Raw genomic sequence first — 23,047 nt, forward strand, 5'->3', positions numbered from 1 at the left:
TCAGATAGTTTAGTTCTTTTTCAACTATTTTCACTACTCATGCAACGAGACACGCCGGAGGAAATAGAGCAAATCTAGTGGTATAACCACTAGAACAGATGCATGAGCAATTTACAGTTGTCGCTATCTCAGACAGCCATCAACAGGCAGGTTAAGCGCTTCATGACTTCCGAGCACCTTAATCAAACGCAGTTAGGCGCGCTTATCGGACTTCAGCAGACCAACGTGTCATCACGGCTAAGAGGCAAGACACGCTGGCAACTAGATGAGCTAGACAAGCTGGCAGCTATGGGAGTGCCGATTACGCTACACGTTCCATACGCCGCGCCACTGAAAGAGGCAACGCGCGCATGAGTGATCAATATTTGGCAGATATTGCTGAGGATATTAGCGGTATTGGTATCACGCTTGCCGCTCTAATCGAGCACTTCGATATATCAGCAGATGAAGTATCCGAGATTGGAAGTATTGAGGCCTTATTAAGGCTTTGTGAGTACCGCTTACGTGAAATAGCGCGCTCTAGTCCATCGCTTCATCTTCGAAGCTCACGCGCGCCGCGTTCACATCGTCAATCTCGCAGATCGCTATACCGCCCGATTCGTCCCACTCCAAGTACAAAACAAGGACATCTATCGGCTTTGTCGGCTCAGGCCAAAAGTCCTGACCGTGTAGATGCCACCGGCGCAAGCCGTGAATGTTCAACACGTCAAAGTCGTTTTCGTCGTAAGAGCGGATTACTACAGGGTCAGGGTTTGTTGACAGCGCGTAAAGGACTTGATCAGGCGCATCGAACGGAAACCACAAAGCGAACTTTTGATTATCAAAAGAAATGTATGTGCCCATGCACACATGCTAGCGACGACGTAGCAGAAAAGAGGGAAAGTCATGAGTAATGAGCTATTCACAGTTAGTCATCTTGAGCGCATCAGGCTTGAGGCCTATCTCAGTGACGCAGCAGAGGATCTAGCCGACGCACGTGCCCACCTTGAGCGCGCTAAGAAAACTCTCAGGGAGTTTGGCCGCGGCCTGCCGCCCGGGTCTTGCATTGCCAGCGGAGCGCGTGAAATCAGAGTTGGCAGCGGCGGTGTGATTGAGGAATTGAGAGCCGTGCAGAACAAGCTAATGGTGTTTGACTTGGGGAAGTTCGATGCCTGGGACGAGTGAGAATAACCGCGCCGCGCGCGTGCTCGCCGGCCTCAACATGTTAGTGGCCGCGTTTGTTATGGCGAGCTTGCCACCGTTCTACCGTGTCGATCTAGCCCTATGGGCTTGCGTGTGGGCATGGCTAATTACAGCTACCGCCCTTGCCGTGCAGGTATCGAGGCGCACACGTGACTAGATACAGGCGTGATTCTTGTTTTATGAGGCACCCTGACCGCGCGTGCTTATGCACCTTGCCAGCGGGGCATCAAGGAGAGCACCACAGTAGGGTGACCGGCGCGTCATGGGGAGCCCGCGTTAATTGCGGTGCCATGCACCCCTTTAAGCGTGGCGTGGTGTGTGGCCGTCAGGACGATCACGAGGGTTGTCACATCTCAACTGACGGCCTCGTCAGGTGGTCAAACGTGAAAGGAATTGAGCAATGACAATTGAAGAAATACTGAAATGCCCGTGTGTTTACGCATCACGGCCAAGGCTTGACGATGAATATCCGGTATTGATCTTTGACTGCCCGTGTCCCGTGTGTGGCTTTCCTGATGCCACCGTGACGGTGAGAGCCGGCGCTTTCGTGGTGTCACCGTGTGCGAACTGTGATTACAAGCGTGTTGAATGTGAGTGGCCAGAATGAGTATGACTATCACAGCGCGCGCGCCCGTTGAGACCTTGGTCTATCAGCTTTCAAGCGTGGAATGGAGCGCGCTTAACGCCCCGTGCTTTAGAGGCGCGCGCGCAATACTGCAAGCCCTCGCCCGCGCTATGACCGTGCGCAAGCAAAGCCTCAAAGCGGAAACCGACATGACAGCCGAACAGCTAGCGCGTCAGTCTGGATACGGCCTCAGGTGGACGAGGAACGCCTTACATGACCTAGAAGATGCCGGCGTGATCAAGTGGCAGCGCGGGGGTATCAGGGACGGTAAGCCAGAGGCCGGAATTATCCGCATCGTGAAAAGCGTTTTAGCCCGGTGGATCAGGGACGCTTTACCGACAGCAACGAGGCGTGAGCGTAAGCGCCGTGAGCGCACAGCGCGCCGCCTTGAAAAGATCCATGTTCAAAACTTGTACCCGCGTTTGTGCAGGTCAGCCCATGAGGCAGTGAGTGCAGATCTTTCCCCTTATAGGGGAGATAAAGCGCGCTCACCAAGGAGCCGCGCGCGCTTTCCACGTCGCCCAGAGGATAAATCAATGAAGAAATATCGAAAGCTCAACACCGATTATCTACCTAAAGAGTGCAGGCACGGCATAGGCAGGCCGGTAACATGCCCGAAATGTAGACGCATTGCCATAGCGTGCCAGTACGCAGGCAAGGACACCAAGGAACAACAGCCAGCCCTAACAGCACCAGTCCCAGCGCCTATGCCTATGAAGCCACGCGCACAGGAGTACAGGGAGCCGACACCTTTCGAGGACTACATGAGCGGCGCATACCCGGACGCCTCGCCGCGTGAGTGGGCACGCCTCGCACTCCACGACCAGACCGCCCGGCTACTAGCACAGGAGCAATAAGCAATGGAGCCAGAAGCAACGGAGATCTACGAGTACGCCAAAGCGATCTTAGACACGGCACATGACATTGAAGATCTACTGCCCGTCTCGCCGTACTCAATGAGTAAGGAGCAAATGAGGATCAGCGTCTATAAGCGTCAGATAGTGCTAGGCGCGCTTGGTATCAGAGCAGTGATCAGGCAGGAAGCGAGGAAGCAATGACAGGACGCCTACTGACTACGAGCGAGGTAGCTGAGCTACTGCAAATGACACCGGACGCGATCAGAGTAATGAGACAGCGCCCCGGCGGTATCAGATATATCAAGCTAGGCACGCGCGTCAGGTACGCACCAGCAGATGTAGCAGCATGGGTAAGCGAGGGCAGGAGCAGTGGAAAGCAAAACAGCGTGGCAGCGTATGGCACCGCGCCGGCGCGCCGCTCTCGCCCGTGAGATAGCAGACCGGGACGGCTGGATATGCGCACTGTGTGGCCTACCGATCTACGAGCAGGAGACGCGCCGCGCGCTCAGATTGAGTATCGATCACATCGTGCCGCAATCACTAGGTGGAACCAACGAGGTAGAGAACTTGAGGCCGGCTCACTGTGGTTGCAACAGCTCACGTGGCAACCGGATTAAGCGACCTATTAAGCGCTTTGACAATCTCAGAGCGATCCTCGAAAGGAGAGACGCGAAATGACCGCCGGTGTTTTTTCTGGCCTATGTGCTGGCCACTCTACGCCCGCCCCCGATACTTTCTCTCCCCACACCCAAAAAACGGCGGAATCATGCGGAAAAGTGCACGTCTTGAGGAGCCCGAATGACCCAAAATAGCCCTGAAATGCTGTTCAATATGACCCCAAATAGAAGCAAATCGACGCAGAACTACGACGCAGCCATGAAAACTATCGCAGCCCTTAAACAAGATGACGCGATAGCTGCCAGTGATGCCGCCCTCGTCGAGCTAGTACTGTCAACAGCGCGTGACGTAGACGCAATCAGCGACGAGGACGCAGCATCAGGCAGATCTACCCTACGCAAGACCTACCTATTGGTTTTAGAGACGCTAGAAAGACGCGCCGCAATGAACAGTGGCCGCTCACTCAGTCCCGCTGATAACGTGCTGGCCGTCATTCAAGGCCAAGCCTCATGACTGACTGGCTGAAGTCCGAGCGGTGGACGCATGACCCCGCGCCGCGCTACATGCCAGAGCCAACGCCCGGCGCGCTCAACGAGCTTGCAGAGATAGCCGCCGTCGCTAAACTCATGCAGTGGGATCTACAGCCGTGGCAAAGGCGAGTTCTGCAGGTCGCTACCGAGTACGAGGCCGCGCCCAATGGTGAGCGCGCCTATAAGTACCGAGAGGTCTTAATTACCGTGCCTAGGCAGTCCGGCAAAACAACGCTTATTAGCCCGCTAGGCATTTTCAGGGCATTATTACGCCCTAGGTCTGAGATCTATTTTTCAGCACAGACCGGACAGTATGCCGGCGACTACATGAAGAAGCTAGGCCAAGCGTTCAATAAATCGTGGCACCCCGCCTTACGTGTGGCTTTCGAGTTCATGAGGTCAAACGGTAGTGAGGGCTTTAGGTGCGCTAACGGTAGTATCTTTCAGCGCTTTACCCGTGGAGCCGAAGCCATGCACTCCAAAACGCCCCAGCTAGTAATCAATGATGAAATCTGGAGCCTCAGCAGGGACGAGGGAGCAGACCTCGTGGGAGCAGTCAGGCCGGCACAGTCCACGCTAGGACGCAGCGCGCAGATGTGGAACCTCTCAACTATGGGAACCATTCAAAGCGAATATATGAACGATCTAGTAGAAGTAGGCAGGTCAGGCCAGCGAGCGGACTTGTGCTATGTCGAATACGCGCTACCACCAGACGCAGACCCGACAGACGCGGAATTGTGGCCGACGTTTCACCCCGCGTTAGGCAACACCCAGACAATAGAAACGCTCATGACTGACTTTCAGGCATTGTGGCCAGAAGTCCCTAACGAGTGGATACGCGGTTATTGCAACCGGCTCACCGTGGCCAAAGATGCCGAACTGATCCCAGACTGGAGCGATCTAGACGAGGCCGGCGAAATCACTAGCCCCGCGTTCGGTGTCGAGCTATCGGCAAGGTCTTACGGCGCGTGTATTGTAGCCGCGTGGCTAGAAGACGAGCGCCCATGTATAGCGCTCGTTAAGCAGAGTGCCGGTCTTAATTGGGTGATACCTGCCCTCGTGCAGCTCAAACAGGTCTACCCAGATGCCGCGATCTGGCTAGACAAGGCCGGCGCAAACATGCGCATTATCGATCTGATCGAGCGCACCGAAGCAGTAGAAATCAATACCGCCGGCCTTAACGAGCGTCAGATAGGCGATGCCGCGCTACTCGAAGCAGCGAAAGACCTCAAAACCCTACGACATGACCACTCACAGGCGTTCACTGATGCAGTCGCCGGCCTACATCTGAAAACCGTCAATGGCAGGAGCAGGATCGACCGCGACAAGTCCGAGACCGACCCCATGCCGTTTATCGCTGCATCGGTCGCACTGTATGGCGCAACACACGTAGCAGAGAGGCGCGCGCCCATGATCTTTGCCTAGGTGTTCCACCGTGTGCCCGAGGGTGCCACATTCCTAGGTGATAGAGCAAGGCCGCGCGCATTATGTGCGGTATGAGAATCAGGGACGCATGGGACACACTCATAGGCCGCGCGCAAGCGGTGCCGGTACGCAAATCACCAACCGGCACAGTCCCGCCCGCCCGTACAGACGCGCCGGGCGTGGCAAGCCGTGAAGCCGTCTCCCTCGCAGCCGTCTACCGTGCCGTCTCCATCATCTCCAACACCGTTGCGTCGATGCCGTACTACGTGGAGCGAGACGGTAAGCGCATTGAAGAATCTGCCACACCGTCAGTTATCAGAGCGCCTAGCCTCGAATACTCCCGCGGCGACTTCGTGGAAGCACTGACAACAAGCCTTGCACTAACCGGCAACGCCTATTTTCTCGCAGAGGGCGAATACCGAGGCGCGCCCGCCCAGCTCACCCCTTTAGATCCGCATCTCGTCCAACCCATCTACGACCCCGCCAAGCGGCGCACACTTTACGCAGTTGAGGGCAAGACATACGGGCGCGATCGTGTGGGACACTGCAAATTATTCACGATGCCCGGCACTGTCAGCGGACTTGGGCCGATACAAGCCGCCGCAACCGACATTAGAGGCGCGATCAACACGCGCGATTACGCTAGCAAGTATTTTGACGCGACAGGTCAGCCCTCAGGCATCATCACCACCGATCAGGACATGACCCGCGACGAAGCCCGCGACATCATCGCCGCCTACAACAACCGAGACCCGGAAACAGGGCAAGAGCTCAACCGCGCGTATAACCCCGCGCGCGTCAAGGCGCTACCAAAAGGCATGAAATACCAACCACTGAGCGTTGCGCCGCGCGAAGCGCAATGGATCGAGGCCAGACAGTTTGACACCACGAGCATTGCCCGCCTTTTCGGTGTGCCCGCGTCTTTGCTACTGGCAGCAGTTGAGGGCAACTCACAGACGTACGCAAATGTGGAACAAGAGTGGATATCATTTGCCCGTTTCACGCTCACACAGTACACGCGCACCATCGAGGACGAACTCACCCGCATGACTGTTCGAGGCCAGCGCGTCAAGTTCAACTACTCAGGTCTTTTGCGTTCGGATACTCTCACGCGCTATCAGGCCTATCAAATCGCCCTAGCGTGCGGATTCCAAACCATTAACGAGGTCAGGGCGCTAGAGGACTTGCCACCACTCACCCAGCCAGCAGGGAGCATTACTAATGATTGATCTAAACAAGCGTCAGGAGCGATCTTTAGAGATCAGGAGCGTTGATCATGAGGCGCGCGAAATAACCGGGATAGGCGTGCCATACGGCACCGAGATTAACCTATGGGACGATTACCGCGAGCAGTTCGCACCCGGAAGCGTTGACGCGACCGGCGCGATCTTGCGCTATGCACACCGCGAGCCTATCGGACGCATCACGAGCACCACGGACACTGAGGCCGGTCTAGAGATTACCGGCGTTATCAGTCAGACCGAGAGGGGCAACGAGGTCTGGCAGTTGATCAAAGACGGCGTACTGACCCGTATGAGTATCGGCTTTGACCCCATTAGTAAAGAAGTCACCGAGGACGAAGACGGGACTGTTCATGTCAAGTGGCTTGAAGTCAAAGCCCGCGAGTTTTCCGTAGTGGAATTCCCCGCATACGACACAGCGGAAATCACTAATCACAGAGACGAACAAGGAGCACATGAAATGACCGACACCACTAGCCGCGCCGAAATCGACGAGGCCGCAATCAACGACCGACTGGCAACCTTGGAGCGCTCAGTTGCCGTGATGAGTGAAAATCGTGAAGCGCCCGCCGCGCCCGCTTTCAACTCTTTAGGCGAGTACGTGGCAGCATACAAGAGGCACGATGAAAAGGCGCTGCAGCTCAGGGCAGCAGTCACTTCTAAGCAGTTCGAGGCCATTAACCGCCCCGTGTGGCTTGGTGATCTTTCTAAGCGCATGGAAGCCAAACAGAGGATTAAGAACACGTTTACCGTCGTGCCGCTGCCCGATAAGGGCATGACGATGGAATACGCTCGGCGCGACGATACCAGCACCCTTAAGGTTGGCAAGCAGACCACCGAGGGCGCAAAGCTGCCACAGGGCAAGCCCGCCACGTGGACAGTTGGCAGCGCCACAGTCAACACGTACGGCGGTGTCACTGACGAGGTGACCCGGCAGGTGATCGAGCGCACCACTAGCCCTGTCATTCTTAACGAGATCTTCACTGATCTTGCGTTCCAGTACGCTACCGCGATTGAGACCGACGCGCGCGCCACGTTCGAGGATCTGGCCACGCAAGCTGAAAAGAAGCCGGCAATAACATTGACTGGTGGCGTGGCCGGTCTCACCGTCAACGCGCTAATGGACGTTCTGGTAGAACTTGATGACATTTACGACACGACGCCTTACATTATGGACGGTATTTTAGTGTCGCCCGATGTCTTTAAGGCGCTCACCCATCTTGATTATCAGCCTAAAGCGCTGCAGCTTGTCGGAGCACCAGACCGCCAGCAGGGCACATTGACCCTTGGAGCCGTTGGCAGTGCCGACATTGGCGCCGTCACCGTGACCCGCGTTCCGAACTGGCAGGGCGCACACATGGCCGCATATTCCAAAGAGGCCATGACCACGGCGGAAAGCTCAGGCGCACCGCTCAGGCTTGAGGACGAGGACATTACCACGCTCACCAAGCAGTTTGCCGTGTACGGGTACGCCGCGATGTATAGCGCGCACCCGGATCTGATCAAGGCCATCAAGCTAGGAGAGTAAACATGATTGGGTGGGACGATCTGCAAAAGTACGTGGCCGCGCCCGCTAGTGATCAGGCGTTCCTCGAACTGTGTGTAACACAGGCGGAAAGCATGGTCAGCCGACTATGTAGAAAACGCGAAGTGCCAGAGGCCGCCCGCAACGCAGCACAGCTAGAAGTGGCCGCAAATCTGTATCAGAGGCGCACATCTCGCCGCGACATCACTAATTTTTCAGACGGCACGGCTATGCCGATGCAGATCCGCCCCGCCCTTGACCCGCTCACCCCGGCGCGCCCGATTCTCGCCCCCTACCTTGGGGTAGGTATCGCATGATCACACAGGCGATTAGTGAGCAAGCCGGCACTCTGCAGGAGCTACTGGCCGGCACGTGCGAGGTCTACACTGACCCGCCCCAAGCGCTCAAAGCGCTAGCAGCAGCCGAACCCGTAGCGATCCTCGCAGACCCGGACATCTCACTAGACGGCTACTCACAGGCCGAAATGGAGTTCACGGTCTGGCTGGCCGCGCCCGGCACTGACACCGATCAGGCGCGCACATTCTTTGACACGGCTTTAGAGGCGCTGGCCGCTATCGGCTTTGATACGGCGCGCGCCGAAATGATGCAATCACCAGCCCGAAGCTATATCGCTTACCGGATCACATACACGACCACCTACACGCTATAAGGAGCAGACACCATGGCAGTACAAGCAATGAAGCTAGGAAAAGGCTCCCTAGACTTCACTATTAACGAGGCTAAGACGAGTTTTTCAGGTCAGGCCACCAAGGTCACCTACTCACCCGACTACAAGACTGAGGATCCCACGCCGGTCTTGTCAGGCGAGGAATATCAAGAACCCGGCACGCTCACAGGCAAGATTAGCGGTGACATTCTGCAGGACTACGGCGCGAAGTCGCTACCCGTGTGGTGCTTTGATCACGCCGGCGAAATTGCGAAATTTGAGTTTATCCCGAACGAGGAAGCCAAGCTGGCTATTACAGGCGAGTGTATGATCACGCCGGTAGAAATTGGCGGCGACGTAGCGAAAACTAACTCCACGTCGTTTGAGTTCCCGGTAGTGGGCAAGCCAGAGTTTAAGCAGACCGGCGCGAGCACGGGAAGCCGCTAGCAATGACCAAGAAACGCGGCACGAGCGTCTTTCAAGTCGAGGGCGCGGCAGAATCGCGCCGAAAATTACGCAAGGCCGGCGGCGATCTTCACGAGCTGAGAGACATTCACCGTGAAATCGCTAAGGAAATCGCAGCAGCGAGCCGCGCTAAAGCACCAGTAGGCGCTAAAGGCTGGCTCCGGCGCTCAGTGCGAGGCTCAGGCACGAAAACCAAGGCCGAAGTATCCATGGGATCAAAGCGCGTGCCATATGCCAACGCGATCCATTGGGGCAGATCGTGGTGGCCGAACATCGCGACTGACGAGACCCCATCAGGGCGCCGCCCGTTCCCCGCGCCTATCCCGCGCCGCGCGTTCATTTTCGAGACCGCGCACGAAATGGAACCGCAAATATTAAGCAAATACGAGACATACATCAAGAAAGTTCTAGACGAATAGGAGCCACGATCATGGCCGTTTCCACGATCCATGTCACACACCCAGACGGTGAGCACACCTACCCGCTCAGGCCAGCAGCCATTGTGAAAGCAGAAGAGTACCTTGCGGCGCGTGGCAAGAGCCTCAAGGACGCTCAGTACACCGGCACCGCTTTTGCCGCGTACACCGAGGCACGCCATGCCGGCGACACGCAGGCCGCTTTCACAGACTGGCTAGACACGGTAGACGAACTCACTACCGACACGCCAGAAGAGGACGCGCCGTTTCGAGAATGACCAGTACCCAGCCAGCCGCGCGCTAGCCGCCCTATGCATACGCACAGCGACAGCGCCCGGCGACTGGCTAGACCACCCCACCGTGCTTGACCAAGCACTAGACCTACTGCAAGAAGACGCCGACTACTAGGAGCGCGCATCATGGGCAGCCCAGCGATCATGAAAATCAAGATCCTAGGCGACAGTAAGCCCGCCCAAAAAGCCATGAGCGGAGCAGAGCGCGCAATAGGCAAGTTCTCAAGCAAGTTCGGAGCCGCCGCCCCCTTGGTGCAGGCCGGCATGGTCGCAGCCGTCGCCGCCGTACCCGCCCTAGCAGCAGCAGCCGTCAAAGGCCTATACGACATAGGCGCTTGTTTCGACGAAATGAGCGACACCATCAGGGTAGGCACCGGAGCCACCGGCGACGCACTAGACGGACTGATCGACGATGCTAAAGCGGTAGGCGCGCAAGTGCCCGCAGACTTTGACAAAATTGGCACCACAATTGCCGACCTCAACACGCGCACAGGCCTCACCGGCGAAACACTGCAGAAACTGGCAGGGCAGGTGCTAGAGGCAGGCCGTATGCTAGGCGAAGACGTGGACATTAGCCGCGCTACCGGCGCTTTCAACGCTTTCAACATCGAGGGCGACGACACGACGAAAGCAATGGACACGCTGTTTAGAGTGGCGCAGTCTACCGGCATCGGAATGAATGACCTCAGCGATAAGGTCAGCAAGGCCGCGCCCGCCTTGCAGGGATTAGGCTTTAATTTTGACCAGTCAGCCGCCCTTGCCGGCGCGCTAGACAAGGCCGGCTTAGACGCAGGCAAGACGCTCAACTCAATGAGTAAAGGCCTAGTCGAACTAGCTAAAGACGGTGAAGCGCCCGCCGATGCATTCAACCGCGTGACCGGCGAAATCAGCGGAATGATCGACAAGGGCGACGAGGCCGGCGCGCTAGATCTTGCCGGTAAACTGTTCGGCACGCGCGGCGCGCCTCAGTTCGTGGAAGCTATTAAACAGGGCGCGCTGAACATGGACAATCTCAGCGCTATTGCCCAAGGCTCAGGCGACAGCATCATAGATCTAGGCAAGGAAACCATGGACGCCGCCGAATACTGGGATCTACTCAAAAACAACGCGAAACTTGCTTTAGAGCCGCTAGGCAGCGCCGTTTTTAAGGCCGTAGGCGACGCATTAGGCTACATCGTCGATGTCATTCAGCATTTTGACGCAGGCGCGCTGGCCAGCGCGTTCGACAGTCCCGCGCTAGAGGCCGCGCAAGGCGCAATCAAAGGCATTTTCGACGCGTTCGTGAGCTTTGGGCAGCAGGTCTGGCCAATGATTCAGACCATCGCCCAAGCACTGCAGCCAGTTTTCGCGACAGTGTTCAATACCGTGTCAGGCGCACTGCAGGCGATCTGGCAAGTGATCAGCGGTGCCCTCAACGTCATCAAAGGCATTATTCAAGTTGTCACCAGCGTGATCACCGGCGACTGGCAAGGCGCGTGGGACGGGATCAAGACCATCGTGTCAGGCGCGTGGCAAGCCATTCAAGGCGCAATAGGGTACGCGCTCAACATGGTGAAAGGCATCATCAGCGGTGCAATGTCATTGATCAGCGCACTGTTTGGCAATGCATGGAACGCGATCTGCAATCTAGTAGTAAGCGCGTGGAATTGGATCACCGGCGCGATCAGCAGCGGTGTGACCCGCGCGGTTGGCTTTGTGCGTGAGCTGCCCGGTAAGGCGGTAGGCGCGCTGGCCGGCATCGGCAGCAGGCTATATTCTGCAGGCCGTGATCTGATTCAAGGCTTTATCAATGGTATTACCGGCATGGCCGGGCGCGTGTGGGATTCCGTCACTAGCATTGCCAGCAGCGCGGTAGATAAGGTGAAAGGCTTTCTTGGCATCGCTAGCCCGTCGAAAGTGTTTACCGAGATAGGCAGGTTCACCGGTCTAGGCTTGGTCAAAGGCCTTGATTCAACGCGCGCAGCAGTCACACGCAGCGCCGAAAACCTCATGAGCATACCCGCCGCCCAGCCCATGAGTTTTAACGCGCCGCGCACGAAAGGCCAGCAGGCCGCGCCCGTCATCAATATCACCGTGAACGGCGCGCTTGACCCAGCTAGTGTTGCCCGGCAGATTAGCGACATATTGAGAGAGCAGCAGTACCGCATGGGCACTATCAAGCTAGGCGGTGCAGCATGACACCCCAGATCACATGTGAGCTAGCAATTAATGGTCAGCGTGTGGCCGATAGTGCAGCCAGCCTTGCCGCCCACGGCGTCACCGCGCTGGCAGGCCTCAGCGTGCAGTGGGGACGCAGGAGCCGCCTTGACCAGCCAGAGCCGGCGACCATGCACGCAGTACTGGCATTACCAGACGGCACCGGCGCGCCGCGCGCGCTAGAGGATCTGCAGGCCGGTATGCCCGTCAGCGTGACCGCCTCATACACCGCGCCCGCTCAGACCACGACCGTTATCACAGCCAGCCCGGAAACACTCACCGCTGGCAGCCCCGCCCGCCGCGTCACCCGCATTTACCCGCCCGCAACGTTCGCACCAGAGGGACACAGCCCCGCCGCGTGGGACACCATTCCCAAAACCGCTGCAGGCACTGTGCTACACGCAACCGTCACGCTCACTATCCCCGATCAGGCGCGCGCAAGCGTGGCACCCGTGTACTTCACCGCGCCTTGGGCACGCTCAGCGCAAATAGGCGACCCCATCATCACAGTGAGCACTTCAGGCACCTATCAGCAGGACTTCACACCCCGCCCCGGCGTGTGGGTAGGACTGGCCGTCATTTTCGACCCCATCGCCCCGCTATGGCGCACCATGCAGCGCCGCTGGCCAGCATACGAGCAGCGCTGGCAGGACTACACGCGCATCACGATCAGCGCGGCGCGCCTCACCCGCACAGACACGCCCATCTACACAGCGACAGTGTTCACTGGCAGGATCACTGACATTCCAGTGACGTATGACGCGCGCTTGCAGTGCCCGATAGCCACTATCACCGCCGCCGAATTCCCCGCCGAAATGGCGAATATCCGCATTGGCAGCAAGCCGTGGCCGCGAGAAACAGCGCGTGAGCGTATCGAGCGGATTATCAGCGAAGCCGGCATTAAGATCACAGCGATCACTGACAGCGCGCCCGGCGCGCTCACTCTCGCCCCGCTTGACGTAGACCGCCGCGAACCATGGGCACTACTGCAGGACATCGCACACAGTACCGGCGCTATTTTGTGGCCAGCCACGCACGCAGTAACCGGCGACTACGTGCGCCTAGAGGATCTAGACCAGCGAAAAGCGCTATACGCCCTCACCGTGCCGCCTAGTGGTCAGGTCACCATCGACCCCGCCGCCGATCAGGCCATGAGTATCCCCGCGGCCGTCGTTCAGCGCTCAGGCATCACAATCAGGCGAGATACTACAGACCTTGCCACAACCGTCGAAGTGCGCTGGAAAGAAACAACCACCGACCAGCAGGGCGAACAAACACTGACCGACCGCGTAGTGAACGAGAACGACACGCAGCGCCTAGCAGCATACGGATACAGGTTAATGAGCGTGCAAACCGACCTAACCAGCGAGCAGGACGCGCGCCGCCTTGCCGCGCGCACACTCGACCGGACAGCGCCCGGCGGCTGGCAAATACCCGCCGCCACGTGGGACACCGATTATCCCGGCACCGACCCGCTCAGTGTGATAGCTGCCCTTGATTCAACCCGCCGCATTGGCTTGCCCCTCATGCTTACCGGCGTTGCCTCATGGGTGCCCGGAGCGCCGAATATTCCCGTGTATTTAGACGGTGGGACATTCACTTTTGATCAGGGCAGATGGCTAATGTCACTCACACTGACGAGGGCGGCAACCCGCGCCGATTCCGTCCACTGGCAGCAAGTCCCGCGCCCCGTGACTTTCGACCGCCTCGCCCGCCTCACATGGGCACAACTCTCAGCCGCCACAATCTAAAGGAGACTAACTATGCCAGCTACCACAGATAACCTTAATATCCCGTATCCGATTGCCGGCGACCGTGTGGCCGATTACCCCGCCGTTGCCAAGCAAGCCGCCGACAAAATCGACACGCTTTCTTACGCCGGCACGCTCACAGCCCGCCCCGGATGGACTTTTACAAGCGTGAATAATCCATCTGCCCTCGTGTGCCGCGTTAACGGCGGTATCGCAACACTTTTCGGCGCAATCAAGCGAGTGTCAAGCGGCTTTAACTTGAGTGCATGGAGAAATTACGATATTGCGAACGTCACCCCGCGCCCGAAGTACGGAGCCGCGCAAATCGCCATGTGTAATTTCAACAACGGCAGTATTTACGTGTCGATCAATTCCGAGGGCGTTATCAATATTCAGACCTACTCTAATTCGTCGATCCATCAGGGCGGGTGGATCATGCTCGACGGAATTCAGTACGTGGTGGACTAGCCATGACCTACCGATACGAAACCCAGCACACAGCCCGCTCCTACACGGTAGGCAGGGACGGCGCGCGCCCGCGCTACATCGTGATCCACCATTGGGGAGCCGACGGACAAACCCACAGCGGGGTTGTAGACTTTTTCGCCACGCGCGCCGAAACCAGCGCGCACTATGTCGCAAGCGCTGGCCGCGTCACATGCCTAGTAGCGTGCAGCAACACGGCCTATCACGCTGGCACATGGCAAGCCAACATTGAGAGCATCGGCATTGAGTGCCGCCCGGAAATGAGCACCGGCGACCTTGAAACAGTAGCCGAACTGATAGCCGACATTAGGCGCACTTATGGCTATTTGCCGCTAAGGGGACACCGGGACATTGTGCCGACCGAGTGCCCCGGCCGCTACTACACCCGTTTAGCGTGGCTAGACCAGCGCGCCCGTCAGATCCAAGCAGGACAACCAATACCCATTGAAAGGACAGATGACATGACACCCGACCAAGACCGCAAACTCACAGCAATTCTTGACTTACTGACACCCGGTAAAGCCGGCGTCAAATATGCCGGCGACATCGTTCTCAGGCTTGACCGCATCGAGAAACAGGCCGCGCAAATCAGCGCACTATCAGCAGCCCTTAGCGCGCTTTCTCAAGCCAAAGGCCTAGACGGTGAGGCGATCACGCGCGCAATTACCGACGCCGTAGCCCAAGCCCTAGAAGACGTCAAGATCACACTCACCACAGGCAAGGAGAGCGAATAATGAGCGAGTACACGCCTCGGCATATGGCCGACGCGCCACCCGCGCCGCGCGCTGATCTGACCCCGCGCCGCGTTGAATGGCTCACGCCTCAGGCTAGAGCATGGCTTTACGGGATATGCCTCGCAGTCATTGCCCTATTAGGTGCCTACGGGATTATTACCGCCGAAGTAGTGCCTATGTGGATTAGCCTTGCGTCAGCCATTCTTGGCACCGCGACCGCCCTCGTACACACGCCTAAGACCTCATGAACGATCTGGCCATGATTATCACCGCGCTAGGCGGCCTAGGCGGCCTAGGCGCACTCATCGCGAATCTGGCCACGCTTGCCAAGACCCGGCGCGTGAAAGAGGACACGGCGCAATTGCGACCCGATCACGGGAGCAGTATCGCTGATCAGGTGACCCGCATCGAAAAGCACTTGACCGGGGTTGCTGCGACCGTGACCGGCCTAGACGAGCGCACGCGCGCGGTAGGTCACCAGATAGGCGAAATCCGCCGCGATCTAGCAGATGCAGCAAGCGAGCACGCGCGCCGGCTTGATCATCATGATGAGCGGATTAATCAGCTAGAGCAGCGCCGCTAGACTGCTGCAGCAGCCACAGCAGAACGCAGCCGCCCGGCATCTATTGCCACGTAGCGTTGCGTCGTCGCTACTGAGGCGTGACCCAGTAGGCGTTGCACGGTAAGCAGGTCAGACGTAGTGGAATACACAGACGTGGCGAACCGGTGCCGCAAGGTGTGCAGCGTGTACGGCTCAGGCAGCACCCGTGATGCCAGTTTGCCGACCCAGCGAGGCGAGAGGTGCCCGCCGCGCTCAGAGGGCAGCAGCCAGCCAGAGGCGCTATCAGCCAGCACCCCGCGCACCTCACGCGCAAGAGAATCAGTCAAGGGCACCGCGCGCACTTTCTCGCCCTTGCCGTGTACTCTCAGCGAATAGCCCATGAGATCACGATAAAGATCCTTAGTGCTGATCTGTGCTATCTCAGCGCGCCTCAGACCCGCCTCACCAGCGAGACGCAAAATAACGTGAGTGCGAGGACTGGCCGCTGCCAGTGCCGCGCGGTAGGCGCTTTCATCAGCCGGCCGTGGAGCAGGAGCAGCAGCCCTTACCCGTGGCAGCGCGTCGGAAATGTCATCATTGACTGTGCCGCTTTCGAGTGCCCATCTGTAGAACGCTTTGATAGTCGCATACATTGACCGGCGTGTTTCACGCGCCCATGTGTGGCCGCCCGCCCATTCAATAAGGCGTGAGCGAGACAATAGAGCAGGAGAAAGCGCGCCCGTTTGCCGCGACATGCGCCGCATGTGCTCAAGGCGTGTCTCAATGGTCTGTGGTGTGCGACCGGCTGCAACCAGCGCCGCGCGCCACTCGGCTAAAGACTTTTGCCATGCCGGTGTGATCGTTCGCTGTTTCATGTTTGATCAGGCTATATGGCTAGATAGCGCGCCGGTAGTCATCGAGGTTGACCACATTATTGGACACCAAACAGAAGGTTGGGGGTTCGAGTCCCTTCGAGCGCGCAGCGGCCCCGCTCGGTGCGATCCACCGGTCGGGGTTTTGCTTTATTTGCGAGGGCGGCGTCACCATCCAGGGATCTCGCGGCAAGGCGCGAAGCGCCGACAGATCCAACGCGTCAGAAAGATCATTGATCGAACGTGCACCGCGAACCCCCAGTGATTCACCGATCCACTCAATGACGTCGCTAACCGTCCACCCCAGCTTGCGCAGATCCGACAGCGTCACCGCGCCATCGCGCTTCGCCAGGCGCTGACCGGTGCCTGCGGCGAGCGCCAACGGGACATGGACAAAATTCACCTGGTCGATTCCAAGCATGTCGGCCAGCGCTCCCTGCGCCGACGCCTGACTGAGCAGGTCGTCACCACGCGTCACCTGATCCACACCCTGCGCCGCATCGTCCAGTACGACCGCCAGGTTATAGGCGGGCGTACCGTCGGAGCGCTGAATGACAAAATGATCGACCGGAGCGCGCACCTCACCGTAGAGCTCATCGTGAATGGTCCACTCATCCATCGGGGCGCGCAGCCGCAGCGCCGGACGCCTGCCAGATTCAGCCAGGGCCGCTCGGCGTCGCCCTCGTTCCGCATCACTGAGGTTCAGACACGTGCCGGGATAGTGGCCCGGCGGGCGGTGGGGAGCCGACGCAGCCTCACGAATATCGCGGCGCGAACAGTAGCACTCGAAAACCAGTCCCTGCTCCACCAGGTAGTCGATCGCGCGGCGGTGCACATCCAGGCGGGTTGACTGATACATGACTGGCGCATCCCACATCAGACCCAGCGCCGTCAGGTCAGCGATCTGCGAGTCAGCTGCTCCTGAGCGCACCCGGTCCAGATCCTCGATGCGTAACTTGAAACGCCGGCCCGTTGCCTTCGCCCACAGCCACGCCAGCACCGCGGTGCGCAGATTACCCACATGCAGATCCCCCGACGGAGAAGGCGCGAAACGTCCGGCTCCTAGGGCTTTCACCTCACTCATGCGTCCCTCCTTTCATTGTCGAGGGCGCCTAGCGGCCACTTTGATGCAACGTGATGGATGCCCATACGAACAGGAAGACCGCGACCAGGGCCAGCAGGTGTAACACCACGGTGAGCCAGTTCATCGGATGGACGAATGTGCGATACGTGGCCCAGCCGTCCAGAACGAGAGCCGTCATCAGGTAGTACCAGCGGGCAGTGCGCAGGGGATTCGATGTCACTTCCGGGCGTGACGTCAAACGCGCGGCATACTCCTCAGGCGTGCCGAAATACTCCCACGGATCCAGGTCGTCGGCCTCACCCGGTTCAGTCAGGTGCGACTGGGCGTGTTGCAGGTCGGCACGTGCCAGACGCACCTGCGCCTCGGCTTCCTCCGGGGTCCAGAAGTGGGCGGCTCGCAGAACCCGCGAGGTGCGGACGTACCAGTTGTTTTGTCTGTGATCATTGTGCTCGTGGAGGGCGTCAGTCTCGCGCCACAACCCGATGCATACGATGATGACGCCGACGGCGAGGATACCGAGACGCGGAACCAGGACGCTGAGTTCATTGGGCACGCGCTGATCCACGATGTGAGCCAGTGCGATGATCATGCCGATTGTGGCGATGGCGCCGACAGACCACGCCACCATGTGGTGCCACAGACCCCGTACATATGACAGGGAAATGCCGTGCGCACAGGTCGCCACGAAGAAGACGGCGACGGCGATGAACAGGTGCCGGGTTTCAAATATGGTGGGTGCCATGCGCAGGCGCCATGTTCCCTCGCCAAGAAGTGACAAGGCAATGATGACGATGCCGAGGATCAGGGTCGCGCCTTTCGCCACGCCCCAGTATCGCTTCGGTGGTGGAGCCATTTCGTCACCTTCTCATTCAGCATTCCACGACGTTGACGGCTAATCCGCCAGCTGACGTCTCTTTGTATTTCGACAACATGTCGTTACCGGTTTGGCGCATCGTTTCGATCACGGCATCGAGGCTCACTGTGTGCCTCCCGTCGCCCCATAGTGCCATACGGGCTGCGTTGATCGCTTTGACGGCGGCAATCGCGTTGCGTTCAATGCATGGAACCTGCACCAAACCTCCCACAGGATCGCACGTCAACCCTAAAGAATGCTCCATGGCGATCTCCGCTGCATTTTCCACCTGGAGTGGTGAACCACCCAGAGCCTGAGCCAGTCCGGCTGCAGCCATCGCAGATGCTGATCCCACTTCACCCTGGCATCCCACTTCGGCACCAGCGATTGACGCATTCGTCTTGATCAGCGCGCCGATGGCCGTGGCTGCGAGCAGGAATTGGCGTATGGCTCGGGTGCGGCGCATACCCGAGCCGCCCTCGTCATCACTGGCGAACAGAGATGAGTCGACGCTGGGCGTAAACGTGGTGGCCCCCGCCTCAGGGCAATACGACACAAGGTATCCGAGCACGGCGGGGATGACGCCGGCTGCTCCGTTCGTCGGAGCAGTGACGATCTGGTGACCTGACGCATTTTCCTCATTGACAGCCAGTGCAAACAGGTTGACCCAGTCGATTGCGCGCATCGGATCGTCAGGTCGCTCGGCCCACGATGGTGCTGCAGAATTGCCATGCTGAGGGCGGTTACCTTGGGCGCACAGTTGAGTGAACAATGTGTGGGCGCGTCGACGCACATCGAGTCCGCCCGGCAGGATCCCGGTCGCGCTGATTCCCGCTTCGATGCAGCTGAACATCGTCGCGGCGATGCGGTCAATGTACCCGTCGACCATTTCGGTTGGACGCATCGACCGCTCATTGGCGTAGACGAGATCTGCGATGGACAGCTGCCGGGATGCGCACTGATCCAGCAGCTCGCGACCAGATGCAAAGGGATAGGGAGCCTGGCAGCCGTGAATGTCGGCAGCATCGGGAGCTACGAGGGATGTCACCTCCGGATGGGCGGTGTCATCGTTGGTTTGCATCATGACGAAACCGCCGCCGATGGAGTAGAAGGTGCGCCTGCGCGCAATGCGCCGATACATCTGGTCTGCCCACGCCGTGATGGTCAGCGCGTTGACGTGGTACGGCAGGATCGTTTCAGGTTCGAAACGAATATCGCGCGCGATGTCGAAGAACACGGAGCGGTGGGCACCCACGGGCAAAATTCCTGTGCGGCTGACCGTGGGGAAGAGCGATTCGACGGTGGTGATGTTCACGGTTTCCGGGTCGTAGCCAGCCAGTCCCAACAACGTGGCTCGGTCGGTGTTGTGGCCTCGTCCAGTTGCTGCCAGCGACCCGTACAGGTCCACTGTGATTCGTTCGGGTGCAGTGTCGGTGTACTCCAGCTCGGTGGCAAAGGCCAGCCCCGCGCGCATCGGGCCAACCGTGTGGGACGAGGAAGGCCCAATCCCAATGCGAAATAGATCGAAGACCGACAGGGGGTGCGGCGCGTCCGCTGCACTGACGGCGCCGGCCAGGAGTGACGCAGGGGTAGGCTCTTCAGCCCCTCCCTGAGCAACAACTGCCTGCCCCCGGTTGAAATAATGGTCGTTAATCCTGTGCATAGGCCTATTGTGCCGCCTAATTGGACTTCAAGTTGCGTAAAGTAGTAGGTGATTATGTTTGTTGCTGCCACCGTTGCGGATGGTCGCTCAATAATCTAACGGAGGGGAAGATGAGAATCGGGACCAGTCTGGTAGAAGTTGGTCAATATAACGAAAAAGTTGTCCTAAATGCTTTAAGACGTCTGGGGCCTGCGAGCCAGCGTGATATTGCCGCAAGCACCCAGCTATCGGTTCAAACTGTGTCGGCAATCGTTCGCCACCTTCTGTCCATCGACGTCCTCAGGGAAATCGGTACGGACTTTCGTGGACGAGGGCGTCCCCACGTCATCGTTGATCTGGTCCCGGAAGCTGCCTACTCGATCGGCGTTCACGTCGATCCGGCGGTGACCAGCCTGGTTATGCTCGATATGAAAGGCCGTGTCGTTGCTTCCAGCGATTCCGATGAGCCAACCTTGGCTGATCCGGTTGAGGCGATGAAGCAGACTGCCGGAAGGATCCGGGAGCTGGCGGAACGAACCGGTGTTCCGGAAGACAGAATTGTCGGCGTGTGCATGGCAGTGCCTGGAGTTGTTGACGTGGCGAACGGATCGCTTAGGGAATCCGTCTGGCTTCCTGAATGGCAGGACGCACCGCTGGGTGCACTGCTGGCGGAAGGGCTGGGAGCTGAAAAGCCCATTCCGGTTGTCAAAGACACGATTTCGGCATCGATCGGTGAATGCTGGGTGCGCGGTGGCGACATCTTGGATTCAACGATGGTCTTCGTCTACCTCGGCGCCGGTATTGGCTTGGGACTGGCCGTTGACGGTGAGCCGCTTGCCGGAGCGTCCGGTAACTCCGGTGAAGTGGGCACAATCCTGAAGACGCTGGGCATGTTCGAAGAGGATAGCGACGGTGGCCTCGACAACGATCCTGCTCTGCTTGTAGAGCGGGCTCACGGAAAGGGTGCCATCGACGGTGATCTTCCGCCGCGCGCCGACCACCACGCTGTGCGCGAAGCTCTGCACCAGGTGTGTGACAAGGCCGAAAATGGCAACCAGGAAGCACGCGACATCCTCCAGGCAGCTGCGCAGCGTATCGCAACCCTGACGGTGGGGGCAGTAGAACTCATTGATGCTGACCTGATCGTGCTGGGCGGTCCGTATTTCAAGGAACTGCAGCCCTACTACCAGAAAGCTGTGGAGGATCTGCTGGCGGAGTCCGCAACTCAGCGTCACCGTGACGTGCAGATCATGGAGTCGATTATGGACGAGGATGCCGGCGCCATCGGCGCAGCAGCCGTCGTTCTGGACCGCAGGTACACGCCACGTTCGCGACGCACGCGCATGGAGGATATGCCGAACAGAGACTGAGCACACCATGTGCTGACGGCACGCGACGAGATGTTTCGGATGAATGTCGCATCCTGGTTGACAAGTAGGTGAGTGCGAATAAGACTGGGTGTGACTCGAAGAACAGCTCGCCGCGTGCCTGTTCTTTTGACGCGGCGGCCCCTTCGGATCAGACAGTGAACACCATCTGACAATCTGACAATCTGACAATCAGAATTTGTACCAATACAGCTCACGCGTAAAAGAGGTTTTCACATCATGAAGCGTCACAATCGTCTTGTTCACACAGCTTTGTTAACTGCAGCAACGTGTACTTTCATCACCGCATGTTCATCGGGTTCAGGCGGCGAAAGCGATCAGCCGGATGCGGGGCAATCCTCGGGCGAAGATGGGGGAGCCATTTCGCTGTCGATCACTGCCAACTCGATTGCCGGAGGCAAGGGAGCGGCTGAAGCCGAATGGATTCAGGACTGGGTTATTCCCGAATTCGAAAAAGCTCAGGCTCAGGCGGGTAAAGATGTGACGGTGACGTTCATCCCGCAGGGGGTTGGCGATGAAGACTACAAAACCAAGATTGCGCTCGACTTTGAATCAGGCAAGAGCGCTGACGTGGTCGGACTGGACGGAATCTGGATCGGGGAATTCGCGGAGGCAGGCTACATTAAGCCGCTGAAAGAGGTTGTAGGAGATGCGGTTAGCCAGTGGGATGGCTGGGAGCAGATCCCTGAAGCTGTTCAAAATGCCGCGTCCTTCAACGATGAGCTGTATGGTGTTCCGGTGGGCGCTGATGGCCGCGTCCTTTACTACAACAGGGAGCTCTTCGCTAAGGCTGGGCTTCCTGAACCGTGGGAACCGAAGTCGTGGAATGACGTTCTCGATGCGGCACGCCAACTGAAAAAACTGGATGGAATCACACCGATCCAGCTCAATGCCGGTACGGCAATGGGTGAAGCGACCACAATGCAGGGCTTCCTCCCAATGCTGGTGGGAACCGGGGAGCAGCTGTGGGAAAATGGCAAATGGCGCGGCGATACCCCTGGGATGCGCGCAGTTGTGAACCTTTACAAGACCATCTATGTTGATGAAGAACTTGGTGACCCGATCCTGCAGCAGGAGAGCGCTGGGCGTGATAATTCCTTCGCTGAATTTGCGGCCGGTAAGATCGGTATTCTTCTTGAAGGCGATTACCTGTGGCGGTCAGTGATCAACCCGGCTGAAGGCGTGGGAACAGCTCCGATTGAGAACCGTGAGGAAGTTGTCGGATACACGCTGATTCCGGCGATGCAGCCAGGAAAGGGCGTGCGCTCGCAGGACTTCGTTTCAATGTCAGGTGGTGTCGCCAGGGTTCTCAATCCTGCCAGTGCGCACCCTGAAGAAGCATGGGAATTATTGACGTTTATGAGCTCACCGGAGGCTTTCGAGGTGCGGGCAAAAGGCACGTTGTCAATCTCTCCGCGGCTCGATGTTAATGAAAAGCTCCTGCCCAACGAACCCATGCTCACCTATGTTTCGGAAAACGTTCTGCCGATTACGTCCTATCGTCCAGGCGTAGCTGAGTACCCGGAGGTTTCTGTCGCCATCCAGCAGCTCACTGAGGACGTTGTCGCAGGCGTGTCCATTGACGATGCCCTTGCCACGTATGTGTCCACGCTTGAAGGAATCGTCGGAGCCGAAGCGGTCGCGAGTGCGAACTGA

26 protein-coding genes are annotated in these 23,047 nt (G+C 58.3%); 21 read left to right on the forward strand and 5 right to left on the reverse strand.

Annotated features, from left to right (window positions below):
• Positions 1-102: 102 nt before the first annotated feature.
• Positions 103-354: a helix-turn-helix domain-containing protein gene (locus AC1DA5_RS01750; RefSeq protein ID WP_480289082.1), complete on the forward strand. Its 252-nt coding sequence runs from the start codon at positions 103-105 to the stop codon at positions 352-354.
• 165 nt (positions 355-519) lie between these two features.
• Here the strand turns inward: AC1DA5_RS01750 and AC1DA5_RS01755 are convergent, their stop codons facing one another.
• The gene (locus tag AC1DA5_RS01755) at positions 520-843 is read right to left on the reverse strand and encodes a hypothetical protein (RefSeq protein WP_480289083.1); all 324 of its coding nucleotides are present in this window, start codon (positions 841-843) and stop codon (positions 520-522) included.
• 42 nt (positions 844-885) lie between these two features.
• Here AC1DA5_RS01755 and AC1DA5_RS01760 point away from each other — a divergent pair, with 42 nt between their 5' ends.
• The 18 genes from AC1DA5_RS01760 (at position 886) to AC1DA5_RS01845 (ending at position 15,594) form a co-directional block, all read left to right on the forward strand.
• Positions 886-1,164 (forward strand): hypothetical protein, encoded by a 279-nt coding sequence (locus AC1DA5_RS01760; RefSeq protein ID WP_480289084.1) that lies wholly within the window; start codon positions 886-888, stop codon positions 1,162-1,164.
• A gap of 1,697 nt (positions 1,165-2,861) precedes the next feature.
• Positions 2,862-3,095 (forward strand): helix-turn-helix domain-containing protein, encoded by a 234-nt coding sequence (locus AC1DA5_RS01765; RefSeq protein WP_480289085.1) that lies wholly within the window; start codon positions 2,862-2,864, stop codon positions 3,093-3,095.
• On the forward strand, positions 3,061-3,342 hold the full coding sequence (locus tag AC1DA5_RS01770) for an HNH endonuclease (protein WP_480289163.1): 282 nt from the start codon (positions 3,061-3,063) through the stop codon (positions 3,340-3,342). The genes AC1DA5_RS01765 and AC1DA5_RS01770 overlap by 35 nt, the downstream gene beginning before the upstream one ends.
• 120 nt (positions 3,343-3,462) lie before the next feature.
• Positions 3,463-3,795 (forward strand): hypothetical protein, encoded by a 333-nt coding sequence (locus AC1DA5_RS01775; protein ID WP_480289086.1) that lies wholly within the window; start codon positions 3,463-3,465, stop codon positions 3,793-3,795.
• A complete protein-coding gene (locus tag AC1DA5_RS01780; protein WP_480289087.1) occupies positions 3,792-5,237 on the forward strand; it encodes a terminase large subunit domain-containing protein in 1,446 nt (481 codons plus the stop codon). The genes AC1DA5_RS01775 and AC1DA5_RS01780 overlap by 4 nt, the downstream gene beginning before the upstream one ends.
• Positions 5,238-5,308: 71 nt before the next feature.
• Positions 5,309-6,466, forward strand: a complete 1,158-nt coding sequence (locus AC1DA5_RS01785) for a phage portal protein (RefSeq protein WP_480289088.1) — start codon at positions 5,309-5,311, stop codon at positions 6,464-6,466.
• A complete protein-coding gene (locus AC1DA5_RS01790) occupies positions 6,459-8,006 on the forward strand; it encodes an HK97 family phage prohead protease (protein WP_480289089.1) in 1,548 nt (515 codons plus the stop codon). The genes AC1DA5_RS01785 and AC1DA5_RS01790 overlap by 8 nt, the downstream gene beginning before the upstream one ends.
• A gap of 2 nt (positions 8,007-8,008) precedes the next feature.
• A complete protein-coding gene (locus AC1DA5_RS01795) occupies positions 8,009-8,320 on the forward strand; it encodes a hypothetical protein (protein WP_480289090.1) in 312 nt (103 codons plus the stop codon).
• Entirely contained in the window at positions 8,317-8,673 is a 357-nt protein-coding gene (locus AC1DA5_RS01800; RefSeq protein WP_480289091.1) for a hypothetical protein, read from the forward strand. Before AC1DA5_RS01795 ends, AC1DA5_RS01800 begins: the two co-directional genes overlap by 4 nt.
• 12 nt (positions 8,674-8,685) lie before the next feature.
• Positions 8,686-9,117, forward strand: a complete 432-nt coding sequence (locus AC1DA5_RS01805; protein ID WP_480289092.1) for a hypothetical protein — start codon at positions 8,686-8,688, stop codon at positions 9,115-9,117.
• Between the two features lie 2 nt (positions 9,118-9,119).
• Positions 9,120-9,554: a hypothetical protein gene (locus AC1DA5_RS01810; RefSeq protein ID WP_480289093.1), complete on the forward strand. Its 435-nt coding sequence runs from the start codon at positions 9,120-9,122 to the stop codon at positions 9,552-9,554.
• Positions 9,555-9,565: 11 nt separating this feature from the next.
• Positions 9,566-9,829: a hypothetical protein gene (locus tag AC1DA5_RS01815; protein WP_480289094.1), complete on the forward strand. Its 264-nt coding sequence runs from the start codon at positions 9,566-9,568 to the stop codon at positions 9,827-9,829.
• Between the two features lie 141 nt (positions 9,830-9,970).
• Entirely contained in the window at positions 9,971-12,022 is a 2,052-nt protein-coding gene (locus tag AC1DA5_RS01820; RefSeq protein ID WP_480289095.1) for a phage tail protein, read from the forward strand.
• Positions 12,019-13,791 (forward strand): hypothetical protein, encoded by a 1,773-nt coding sequence (locus AC1DA5_RS01825; RefSeq protein WP_480289096.1) that lies wholly within the window; start codon positions 12,019-12,021, stop codon positions 13,789-13,791. The genes AC1DA5_RS01820 and AC1DA5_RS01825 overlap by 4 nt, the downstream gene beginning before the upstream one ends.
• A 12-nt stretch (positions 13,792-13,803) precedes the next feature.
• Positions 13,804-14,259, forward strand: coding sequence for a hypothetical protein (locus AC1DA5_RS01830; protein ID WP_480289097.1), 456 nt, complete (start codon positions 13,804-13,806; stop codon positions 14,257-14,259).
• Between the two features lie 2 nt (positions 14,260-14,261).
• Positions 14,262-15,011: a peptidoglycan recognition protein family protein gene (locus AC1DA5_RS01835; protein ID WP_480289098.1), complete on the forward strand. Its 750-nt coding sequence runs from the start codon at positions 14,262-14,264 to the stop codon at positions 15,009-15,011.
• Entirely contained in the window at positions 15,011-15,259 is a 249-nt protein-coding gene (locus AC1DA5_RS01840) for a phage holin (protein WP_480289099.1), read from the forward strand. Before AC1DA5_RS01835 ends, AC1DA5_RS01840 begins: the two co-directional genes overlap by 1 nt.
• Positions 15,260-15,270: 11 nt before the next feature.
• Positions 15,271-15,594: a hypothetical protein gene (locus AC1DA5_RS01845; protein ID WP_480289100.1), complete on the forward strand. Its 324-nt coding sequence runs from the start codon at positions 15,271-15,273 to the stop codon at positions 15,592-15,594.
• Here AC1DA5_RS01845 and AC1DA5_RS01850 read toward each other — a convergent pair.
• Genes AC1DA5_RS01850 through AC1DA5_RS01865 form a run of 4 tightly spaced genes read right to left on the reverse strand, consistent with a single transcriptional unit; the run spans position 15,591 to position 20,024 of the window.
• On the reverse strand, positions 15,591-16,427 hold the full coding sequence (locus tag AC1DA5_RS01850) for a tyrosine-type recombinase/integrase (protein ID WP_480289101.1): 837 nt from the start codon (positions 16,425-16,427) through the stop codon (positions 15,591-15,593). The two genes, AC1DA5_RS01845 and AC1DA5_RS01850, sit on opposite strands and share 4 nt — an antisense overlap.
• Before the next feature lie 19 nt (positions 16,428-16,446).
• Complete coding sequence (gene gluQRS, locus AC1DA5_RS01855) at positions 16,447-17,508, reverse strand: tRNA glutamyl-Q(34) synthetase GluQRS (protein WP_480289102.1); 1,062 nt, start codon at positions 17,506-17,508, stop codon at positions 16,447-16,449.
• 28 nt (positions 17,509-17,536) lie between these two features.
• Positions 17,537-18,361 carry a hypothetical protein gene (locus AC1DA5_RS01860; protein ID WP_092648961.1) on the reverse strand — a complete coding sequence of 275 codons (825 nt, stop codon included), beginning with the start codon at positions 18,359-18,361 and terminating at the stop codon, positions 17,537-17,539.
• Between the two features lie 16 nt (positions 18,362-18,377).
• Positions 18,378-20,024, reverse strand: coding sequence for an L-serine ammonia-lyase (locus AC1DA5_RS01865; protein WP_092648960.1), 1,647 nt, complete (start codon positions 20,022-20,024; stop codon positions 18,378-18,380).
• Between the two features lie 110 nt (positions 20,025-20,134).
• Between AC1DA5_RS01865 and AC1DA5_RS01870 the strand changes: the two genes are divergently transcribed.
• Together AC1DA5_RS01870 and AC1DA5_RS01875 are read left to right on the forward strand one after the other, a co-directional pair.
• Entirely contained in the window at positions 20,135-21,373 is a 1,239-nt protein-coding gene (locus AC1DA5_RS01870) for an ROK family transcriptional regulator (RefSeq protein ID WP_092648959.1), read from the forward strand.
• Between the two features lie 237 nt (positions 21,374-21,610).
• Positions 21,611-23,047, forward strand: coding sequence for an extracellular solute-binding protein (locus AC1DA5_RS01875; RefSeq protein ID WP_480289103.1), 1,437 nt, complete (start codon positions 21,611-21,613; stop codon positions 23,045-23,047).

Source organism: Pauljensenia sp. C0254C2 (assembly GCF_056583835.1).